Source organism: Photorhabdus kayaii (assembly GCF_025384895.1).
Classification (GTDB): Bacteria; Pseudomonadota; Gammaproteobacteria; order Enterobacterales; family Enterobacteriaceae; genus Photorhabdus; species Photorhabdus kayaii.
Genome location: NZ_JAJAFZ010000104.1, coordinates 1 through 9003, shown reverse-complemented (window position 1 = coordinate 9003; position 9003 = coordinate 1). Strand labels below are relative to the sequence as shown.

Here is a 9003-nt window from a genome sequence, read left to right as displayed (position 1 = left end):
ATTTTTTTCTGATTTAGTGATTGCTATTCAACTGGCTATTGTGATTTTTAATGGCCGATCGGATTTTAATACGAAACAGCGTTCCCTCGTTATCTATTATATCGGCTATATAATCGCAGATATTAATTTTCTTTGAAGTGAACATATATGCATAGTAGGATCTCGCTCTATTGCTATGACTTATGTGAATTTTAGATTATCTGTCCGTTATATTTTTTATCTTGAATTTTATGTTGATTATATAATTGCTAACCACTACTATTAGGAGGGTTTTTTCTTTACTGTATGCTTAGTGTAAATAACACAATATATGCGCTATGTTAGCACTAGGTTAAAAATAAAAAAACATACAGCAATTTAATTTGTTATTATAAATTAATGGTGAATGTTTATTTTTTTTAGTTTTTATTTTCTTTGTTCTTTTATTGACGCACTATTGGTTCTACACTATTTTTAAAGTTAGAAAGTGTTTTAATTTTTTATAAGTTTATGGATTATGATAGTTGAATATGGATGTTCAGTAAATTAGTTGAGTTTTTAGGTGTAATATGAACTTCTATATTTATAACTTGGTATGAATTTAATTTTATAAGGAATAATATATTATGATTGATCAAAACAATTCTAATAATATAGTTACCCCTAATGTGACGATTTCTGATGTAACTGTATCCTCCATTCAAATTGCTCCGGAAATAGCCAGAAACAATGTTCATGTAATCATTGTTGATGATAAAGGGACTTCACAGGATTTTCTTCTAGATAACTCTGATGGTGGTTATCAAGGGAGTGGTAGTTTAATAGCTTTGATTCTTGCACACCTTAATTCGAAAAAAGTGACTATTAGAACTACCGGGTATGAATATAAGAAACATGGATATATCAACGGAGTATTAATTAAGGAGGATAAGGGAACAGGCGGTGGTACAGGAGGTGGTACAGGAGGCGGTACAGGAGGTAGTACAGGCGGTGGAACAGGAGGTAGTACAGGCGGCGGAACAGGAGGTAATACAGGCGGCGGAACCGGGGGATGATAAGGACGGTAGACATTAGGAATGATAGGAGTGAGAATTCTTATAGAAAATATTATTCGCTATTATTTACGTTAAAGGTATTAAAAGCCTATTCCATTATGTTATTTTATTTGCCATTTTAGATTTGGATAGTGTTCAAGCTTTTTGCAAAATAACGTCTATTAGGGTAAATAGTGAATTGGAATTAATTATAAATAAAAACCCTGATGTTCAGTCTTCAGGGTTTTTACTTTTTAATAACTAAAGATACACTAAGTTTTAGGCACAGTGTTTTAATATTTCTGATCAGATTTTTCTAGTGTTTTTTATCTGCTTGTTGACAGTAAAAATGATCCTATTAATTGAATAAAGAATACTATATATTATATACCCGTCATCTTTCAAGTTGCTTCTTTGTTGGCTGCACTCGCTCACCCCAGTCACATAGTTACCTATGCTCCCGGGGATTCACTCCCTTGCCGTCGCGATCCATCTTGAAATCCATAGGGTATAGTTATGATTTGTATGGAAATATTTTTGTTTTTTAATTATATTAATTAGTTTATTTATCGTGAATTAATAAATTTGAATAGATTTTATTGTCATTTAATAAAGTTATTATCCGAAATCACTTATGTTGATATATGTGGAAATTTTTTCTTCATGTCTAGTGAATAAAACTAGGTTAGCCAATAGTTATCTGGAAAATCCTTATTTTGTTTTTTGATCTATTAGGGTGTTAGCGAATTAAAATAGTATAAGAGTTAAATGGTCAATAAAATATTGACCATTAGGGAATGCTATCAATAAGGTTATTAGAGGCTCTCGGTTATTGCCTATGATCTAAGAAGTACTTTAATTCAGGTAGATTACCATTTTCTCTAAATCTAGCAGGCGTGGTATTAAAGTGCTTTTTGAAGATCCGGGTAAATGTTGCCTGAGAACTGAAACCATATTGTAAAGCGATATCAAGGATTGGTAGGTTTTCTTCACGCAGAGATCTTGCTGCTTCGTGTAAACGCCGCTTACGAACATATTCACCCAAGGTATAGCCTTTCACTTCTTTAAACACTCTTTGTAGATGCCACTTTGAATAACCGCTTCTGTCAGCAATGGTCGCTATTTTTATACCTTCGTTACGTTGGAGCTGAGTTTCGAGCCATCCGACAATATCATTTACTACACTTTCTGACATTTTCACCTCCCACTGATGGTGGGCTAGTTGCTAAAATATTAGATTTAGTTAGTTATTTTCATAATGATAATAACTATAGTTATTAATGAGTGTATTTTAAAATAAATCCGGGATATCTATAGGCAAAAAATGCTATTTATAATTGATAATTATTATCATTTATGCAAATTTCCTTTGTTTTAATAATAAGTAGCATCAAATGATCTTCACTAATTTATTCAAAACAGTATCATCGTTCGTCATTTAATTTAATGGAGGTTGTAATGCAATCGGACTTGGCTTTTTTAACTAAAAAGTTGGCATTTTTTGTTCTTTATGCTCTGATTTTAGCCATGGTCATAGGCTTACTCTTTATTGATGTTATCTATTTGCAGAATGCAGTGAAGGAGAACTCATTAACTGAAATTGCTCAGGAAAGTATACTGTTTGTTATTTCTGCTATATTTCTGTTGGAAGCAAAAAAGAATAGTCAATTACGTCCTGCATTAGTCTTGATATCAGGTTTTTTTGCTTGTTTATTGATAAGAGAGCTGGATGCTATATTTGATGAGATATTTCATGGTGCCTGGGCGTGGATTGCTATTCCGTTAGCGCTAATTTGTATTTTTTACTCAGCTTATAAAGGCAGGGATACGTTGGCTGGGCTTGTTCATTTTACGCGCCATCAAAGTTACAGCATGATGGTTGCAGGTATTTTGTGTGTACTCGTTTTTTCCCGTTTGTTTGGTATGGGAGAATTATGGAAAGGTTTGATGCTCGAACATTTTGATCGAACAGCAAAAAATATGGTTGAGGAAGGGTGTGAACTTCTGGGTTATTGCTTGTGCTTGATTTCAACTTTTTGGTATTTGCCTGATGCAATAAAATTTCGGAAATAAAGAGTAAGACAGGCAAGCGATTGAAATAATTTGCCTGTCGAATTTACTGTTACTGCCTCAAATAAATCTGAGGTTGTTGAGTCTCAGGATGGCGGGTAATGCCAAGATCTGCTTGATACCATTTTTTCAGAGTATGATCATTCAGCACTTCTTCTGGTGTACCCGCAGCGACTAACTTTCCTTTATGTAATAGAAAGATTTTGTCTGCATAGAGAGCGGCAAGATTTAAATCATGTAGAACACAGCACATAGCCATGGGTTGTTCCCGTGTCAGTCGGTAAAGCAGACGCAAAGTGTGTTGCTGATGGTAGAGATCCAAGGCTGATGTTGGTTCGTCAAGAAACAAGCAGCATTCTATTGGTGTTGGATGCCAAAGTTGAGCAAGGACACGAGCGAGTTGTACTCTTTGCTGCTCACCACCGGAGAGTTGCCGGTAGTCGCGGTGACGTAACTCATGGCAATCCGTTTGTTCAATAACGGTATCAATTGCTGTCTGTTTATGATGCATACCATGAGGAGAGCGCCCCATAGCGATCACTTCTTCTACACTGAAAGGGAAAGAGAGTGAGCTATGTTGACGCATGACGGCACGAGTGCGGGCTAATTGTTCAGCTGGCCATTGCTCAATAGGTATTCCGTGTAAATAACATTGCCCATGCTCAGGTTTTATATATCCCGTTAATAGCCGCAATAATGTGGATTTCCCCGCGCCATTTGGCCCAATGATGGCGACAATCTCGCCTTTATTTACCGAGAGCGAAACATTATCAATAATTTTTTGGTTGCCAATTGAATAGCTTAAATTCTGTGCTTGCAGAGAAATATTATTTTTTATGGCATCCATTAGGTGCGGCTCCCTGGCCCTGGTTGTTTGAGTATCAACCATAGAAAATATGGACCGCCGATTAAACCAGTAATTAGGCCAACGGGTATTTCTGCTGGTGAGACTAATGTTCTTGCCAGTGTATCTGCGGTAAGCAGAAGAGAAGCTCCGCCTAAAGCAGCACCGGGAAGTAGCCAATTATGATCACCACCAAATCGCATTCTGATCAAATGTGGGATAACTAGCCCAACAAATCCAATAACACCACTTAATGCAACAGCGCTGCCAATAAGTAGGGCGCTGAGTAGTAATAACTGGAATTTAGTGCGTTGGACATTTATACCAAGATAGTGGGCCTCTTCATCTCCTAATTGCAGCAGATTCAGTTTACGGGCCTGGCTGAATGTTAGGATAATAGCGGGAATAATTAAAGAAGCTGTAATTGCCAACGTCGGCCACTCTATCTGGCTGAGTGAACCCATCATCCATAAAGAGAATTGTCGTAGCTGTTGATCGTCACTGATATAGCTCAGGACACCAATAGCAGACATACAAAGGGCATTGATAGCAATCCCGGCGAGTAATAAGCGGGCCAGATTTCCGTAGTTATATTTATTGAGTGAAAAAATCAGTAATGAAATTAACAGGCTGCCAATAAAAGCGGCGATAATATGTCCGTACACAGCGATGACAGATGGCAGGCTAACTGGCAGAACAATTGCCATTGCAACCATCAATGCGGCTCCACTGCTAATACCTAGTAGGCCAGGATCAGCGAGTGGATTGCGAAATAACCCTTGCATTACAGCCCCGGAAGTCGCTAAAGCACAGCCAACCAGTATGGCTAATAGCACTCTTGGTAATCTGATATTCAGCCAGATTTGCCACTGGGGTTCACTAATGGAAGATTCCCATAATGTCTTGAAAGATAATGATAATGCGCCAATGTTAGCAGAACCAATAGCCAACCCGGACAGTAACAAACAAAGAAACGCCAAGCCCAAACCCGGAGACTTCATACGGCTCATTGAGTCTTCTCCGCCGCCTGTCTGAGTTGTTTCATCACTGAGGGGGTTTCGAGGCCAAAACCGAGTAGCCCCATATCATCTACAATTAAAACCCGTTTTTTTTGACCGGCAGGGGTGTGTTTCAATCCGGGTAATTGCCAGATTTTATCCAAACCGCCCATTGATTTAATACCATCCTCCGTCACTAATAACAGATCTGGTGCGCTGGCAATAACACCTTCCTGGGAAAGTGGGCGGTAATTGTTGAAACCTTGCATGGCATTAGTGGCACCAACAGCGCGAATCATTTTGTCCGCTGCGGTTTTTTGGCCGGCAGCCATTGGCATGATACCTCCGTGACTCATCACAAACAGAATACGGGTCGGCAAGGTAGTTGTTGGTATTTCTGTCAGTGCTTTTTGATATTGTTGAATCAATTGTGCACCACGTTCAGTTTGATTGACCGCCTTAGCGACGGCCTTAATTTTTTCAGGAACGGCTTCTAACGCTGCTTTTCCGGTTATCTGAATTACTTCTACACCAGAATCTTGGAGCTGCTTAAGTGCCAGTGAAGGTTTTGCCAACTCACTGGTTAGCACCAGTGTTGGATTCATAGAGAGAATACCTTCAGGGTTAAGCATTCTCATATAGCCGACATCGGGTAAGGCAAGCAATTCGGTTGGTTTCTGGCTGGTGCTGTCTCTGGCGACAACTTTTTCACCTGCACCAAGTGCAAAAACAATTTCAGATACATCGCCACCGATAGTGACGATCCGTTCAGTGGAAAAAGCACTGAACGATACCGCAAGGACAAATGTCAGAAGCCATTGTTTCATGCTACACGCTCTTCCTGTATTGATTGCAGTTTTGGCAGAGCAGCCACTTGCTCATACCACTGAGTTTGTTCAGGAGTGCCTTCTGTACGCTGACCAAACAGTTGAGCAATCTGATTGCCATTAGCATCAAATAGCTCAAGGCTGGTGACAAAACCCTCCTCTGTTGGTTTACGGGTTACCCAGCTTTCAGCAATAGCACTCTCTATTAAATGTAGTGTGAAATTGCGGTTAAAGATATTAATCCATTTCTGATCTGAGTTTTCTTCCTGATGTGGCATCAGACGTTCCAGCTTTCCGGTGAAAATTTGTACGCAACCATGATTACTGACGAAGATCATGATTTCATTCTGATCGTTATAAGCGGTGTTGATAAGTTTATTCAGTGCAGAATTTTCTACCTTGTAAGCCAGATCATCATGTACTGCGTTGAAAACCTGTTGACGGCTCAGATTATGGTTTTTAAGTAACGTGAAGAATTGATGAACGTTAGTCATTGCTCGCCATTCTTCATCAAGCTGTGCTTTCAGTTCATTTGTTAGAGTTGAATAGGTGATTTCTTCTATAGGTTTGATGATCAGTGGGGGGTTGTCTTCTGCCTGATATTTTTCGATCAGCGCTTCCCAAGCTGTCATATTAGTATTACCTGTTGCATAAACTTTATGCAATGCGTCACCCTGATGATCAAAAAATTGAATGCTGTGGCGCACACCATTTTTTGCGGGTTCAACCAGATAAAATATACTACTCCAGTGTCCAAAGAATATCCGCAAGTCGAGTTCACGAGGGTTCAAGACCAGCCCTGCGTGGCTGCTGAAATGGGTATTTTCATACCGGCCAATGTGTTCATGAACAGCAAAATCATTGCGGGTGATCGCCTTAATTTCACCAACAACAGCTAACTCTTCCAGTAAAGTTGGGGCGTCAACATTGAGGCGTTTGGCATCGATACCAACGCGGCTATGTAATAACTCACCTTCACTGACATTCAGATAGGCTGCCAGATCACGGGCATATTTGGCTTTGTTATCAGATTTGGCTTGTAGATAACGTTCATAAAGTGAAGAATTCACAATTTAACTCCTTGAAATACATTTATTTAATTACCACTGGTAACTGACGAACAGTTTGGCGTTGCGACCATCCTGCGGTGTTCCCTGTGGTGAGTAGTATTCTTTATCAAAAGCATTGCCTAAAACTGCTGTAGTAGTCACACCTTTGAGCATTCCTTCACCTTGATAGCTGACATAGAAATCATTAACGCCATAGCCTGCTTGTTGTTTAGGATCTCTACCTCTGGCATCTTTACCTTTGAAGTCAGTATGCTTGGTGAATTGACCTACCCAGCCGACAGAGAAACCGGTTTGTGCAATAGGGATTTCCAGTATGCTGGTGATAGTATCTGGGCTGAGGTTATCAAGAGATCCACCGCTTTTTTCATCTTTACCTTCTGTGCGGTTGTAAGCCAGTTCCCAAGAGAACAGATTGGATTCATAGTTTATGGAAGCATCCCATCCCCAAATCTTGGCGCTAGATATATTAACAGATGTTGTGTTCCTTCCTTGGTTGACTATATCTGACTTAATATAATCTTTGGCTTGAGTATCAAAGTAACTCGCTTTAAATTTCAGCTCGTCGTTATCTGCTAGTAGATCATTGAAACGTAATCCAAAACCAGACTCCCACGTTTCGTTGCTTTCTGGACGAAGATTTGGATTAGGGGTCCAGAAGTTTCCAGGATAGTGCATAGAATCGTTATACATTTCTCCCATTGTCGGTGCACGGAAAGCTTGAGCGTAAGAGGTAAACAGCATCGACCAGTCAGTTGGTGTGATACTGATAGCACCTTTGGAAGACCATTTATCGGCGCTGACAGCCTCATCTTTAGAATTGTTTCCTTTATAGTTGTCATAGCGCGTACCCGCGACAATAGAGACTGGCAGGTCGCGCAGCGTTATCTCATCTTGTAACCAGCCGGAATAAAAGCGGATATCCGCGTCAGGAAAGCTATCTGTATTACCGTCTGGAGTCTGTTTCTGTTTGTAAGTTTCACCACCGTAGGTAAATTGATGTGCCAGCGGGCTGTCTGTCCACAGGCGGGAGCGGTTTTCCAATTTTACGCCATAGGTTTTCTGTTTACGGCCTTCGAAACCTTTCTCCTTAGTACGAGCATTAATAGTGATATCGGAATAATAGAGATCAGTTTTGGCATTTAACCAATCATATTCTGCTGGATTTAATTGGTAGCTGAGTTGGGCATCACGTTGAGTTGTTGTGCGATCAGTCCAAGTGCTAGGATTTTTATTTTTTCCGGTGAGTGTTTGTGGATTTTTAGGTTGATTAGCCTCATTACGGTAATAGCGTAATTGACTGCTCAGGGACTGGTTGTCATCAATTTTCCAACTGCCTTTTGCCATTAGATTACTGATAAATTCATCATTATCGCCAACCACACCACCACCGTGACGGATGTTACCTGAATCACGGGTACTGAAGGCAAATAGACCATCCAGGGATTCCGATTTTGCGAACGTTGCACCACCAAAGCCCATACTATGGTCACCCGTTGCACCGCGGGCAAAAACGCGGAATCCGTGATCTTGACCCGCTTGCAGAAGATCGGCGGCATCGACAGTTTGATAAGCGATCACACCGCCTAAGGCACCACTGCCGTAGAGTAGGGCGGAAGGGCCGCGTACAACTTCGACTTGTTTAATGAGTGCTGGGTCCAGGAACGTGCCATTGATATGACCGGTATCGGTACCTTGGCGAATACCGTCAATCAACGTCAAAACACCTTTTGGACCATAACCACGCAGACTAACATCTTGCCCATTAGCACGGTTTGTACCGGCTATATTAATGCCGGGTATTTTTTTGATGAGATCGTTAGCATTACCGGCTGTCTGACTTTGTGGTGACTGACTATTTATCACAGTGACCATCATGGGAGCTTCAAAACTATCCCTTTCATTACCTGTTGCATAAACAGTTATCACCTCGCGGGATGATTTATCACTGTCGGCATCGGATGATTTTGTTGCTGCATAAACAGCCGGAATACTACTGATAATTGCCAAGCTTAATGCTGATAGTTTGAGTGTTGATCTTGCAGATTGAGACATCAGGCGAATCTCCATAATAATATTTTATGAGTTATGGATATAGCTGGCTGCCCCGATACGCGATCCGGGTGGCTGGCTGAGTTATTATTTTATTTAGTTAGTATCAGCTTACCGGCTTTACTGCCTATC

9 protein-coding genes are annotated in these 9003 nt (G+C 40.4%); 2 read left to right on the top strand and 7 right to left on the bottom strand.

What is annotated here, in order from left to right; genetic code table 11:
* The first annotated feature begins 605 nt into the window (after positions 1–605).
* On the top strand, positions 606–1034 hold the full coding sequence (locus LGZ98_RS22285) for a hypothetical protein (protein ID WP_262978605.1): 429 nt from the start codon (positions 606–608) through the stop codon (positions 1032–1034).
* Positions 1035–1319: 285 nt separating this feature from the next.
* Here LGZ98_RS22285 and LGZ98_RS22280 read toward each other — a convergent pair whose 3' ends face one another.
* The gene (locus LGZ98_RS22280; RefSeq protein WP_158536475.1) at positions 1320–1457 is read right to left on the bottom strand and encodes a hypothetical protein; all 138 of its coding nucleotides are present in this window, start codon (positions 1455–1457) and stop codon (positions 1320–1322) included.
* A 385-nt stretch (positions 1458–1842) separates the two neighbouring features.
* A complete protein-coding gene (locus tag LGZ98_RS22275) occupies positions 1843–2208 on the bottom strand; it encodes a helix-turn-helix domain-containing protein (protein ID WP_113040986.1) in 366 nt (121 codons plus the stop codon).
* A gap of 263 nt (positions 2209–2471) precedes the next feature.
* On the opposite strand from LGZ98_RS22275, the gene LGZ98_RS22270 reads away from it, so the two are divergent.
* Positions 2472–3086: a hypothetical protein gene (locus LGZ98_RS22270; RefSeq protein ID WP_113040985.1), complete on the top strand. Its 615-nt coding sequence runs from the start codon at positions 2472–2474 to the stop codon at positions 3084–3086.
* 49 nt (positions 3087–3135) lie between these two features.
* On the opposite strand, the gene LGZ98_RS22265 is transcribed toward LGZ98_RS22270, so the two are convergent.
* The 5 genes from LGZ98_RS22265 to LGZ98_RS22245 are packed head-to-tail and all read right to left on the bottom strand — an operon-like array spanning position 3136 to position 8874.
* Entirely contained in the window at positions 3136–3930 is a 795-nt protein-coding gene (locus LGZ98_RS22265; RefSeq protein WP_113040984.1) for a heme ABC transporter ATP-binding protein, read from the bottom strand.
* Positions 3930–4937 carry a FecCD family ABC transporter permease gene (locus LGZ98_RS22260; RefSeq protein ID WP_113040983.1) on the bottom strand — a complete coding sequence of 336 codons (1008 nt, stop codon included), beginning with the start codon at positions 4935–4937 and terminating at the stop codon, positions 3930–3932. The genes LGZ98_RS22265 and LGZ98_RS22260 overlap by 1 nt, the downstream gene beginning before the upstream one ends.
* Positions 4934–5752 (bottom strand): heme/hemin ABC transporter substrate-binding protein, encoded by an 819-nt coding sequence (locus LGZ98_RS22255; RefSeq protein ID WP_113040982.1) that lies wholly within the window; start codon positions 5750–5752, stop codon positions 4934–4936. Before LGZ98_RS22255 ends, LGZ98_RS22260 begins: the two co-directional genes overlap by 4 nt.
* Positions 5749–6822: a hemin-degrading factor gene (locus tag LGZ98_RS22250; protein ID WP_113040981.1), complete on the bottom strand. Its 1074-nt coding sequence runs from the start codon at positions 6820–6822 to the stop codon at positions 5749–5751. The genes LGZ98_RS22255 and LGZ98_RS22250 overlap by 4 nt, the downstream gene beginning before the upstream one ends.
* A gap of 30 nt (positions 6823–6852) precedes the next feature.
* Positions 6853–8874, bottom strand: coding sequence for a TonB-dependent hemoglobin/transferrin/lactoferrin family receptor (locus LGZ98_RS22245; protein WP_113040980.1), 2022 nt, complete (start codon positions 8872–8874; stop codon positions 6853–6855).
* Positions 8875–9003 lie beyond the last annotated feature (129 nt).

Coding starts and splice junctions, on each gene's coding strand:
- LGZ98_RS22285 (WP_262978605.1), top strand. CDS start 606: ATGATTGATCAAAACAATTCTAATAATATAGTTACCCCTAATGTGACG.
- LGZ98_RS22270 (WP_113040985.1), top strand. CDS start 2,472: ATGCAATCGGACTTGGCTTTTTTAACTAAAAAGTTGGCATTTTTTGTT.
- LGZ98_RS22255 (WP_113040982.1), bottom strand. CDS start 5,752: ATGAAACAATGGCTTCTGACATTTGTCCTTGCGGTATCGTTCAGTGCT.
- LGZ98_RS22265 (WP_113040984.1), bottom strand. CDS start 3,930: ATGGATGCCATAAAAAATAATATTTCTCTGCAAGCACAGAATTTAAGC.
- LGZ98_RS22275 (WP_113040986.1), bottom strand. CDS start 2,208: ATGTCAGAAAGTGTAGTAAATGATATTGTCGGATGGCTCGAAACTCAG.
- LGZ98_RS22260 (WP_113040983.1), bottom strand. CDS start 4,937: ATGAGCCGTATGAAGTCTCCGGGTTTGGGCTTGGCGTTTCTTTGTTTG.
- LGZ98_RS22245 (WP_113040980.1), bottom strand. CDS start 8,874: ATGTCTCAATCTGCAAGATCAACACTCAAACTATCAGCATTAAGCTTG.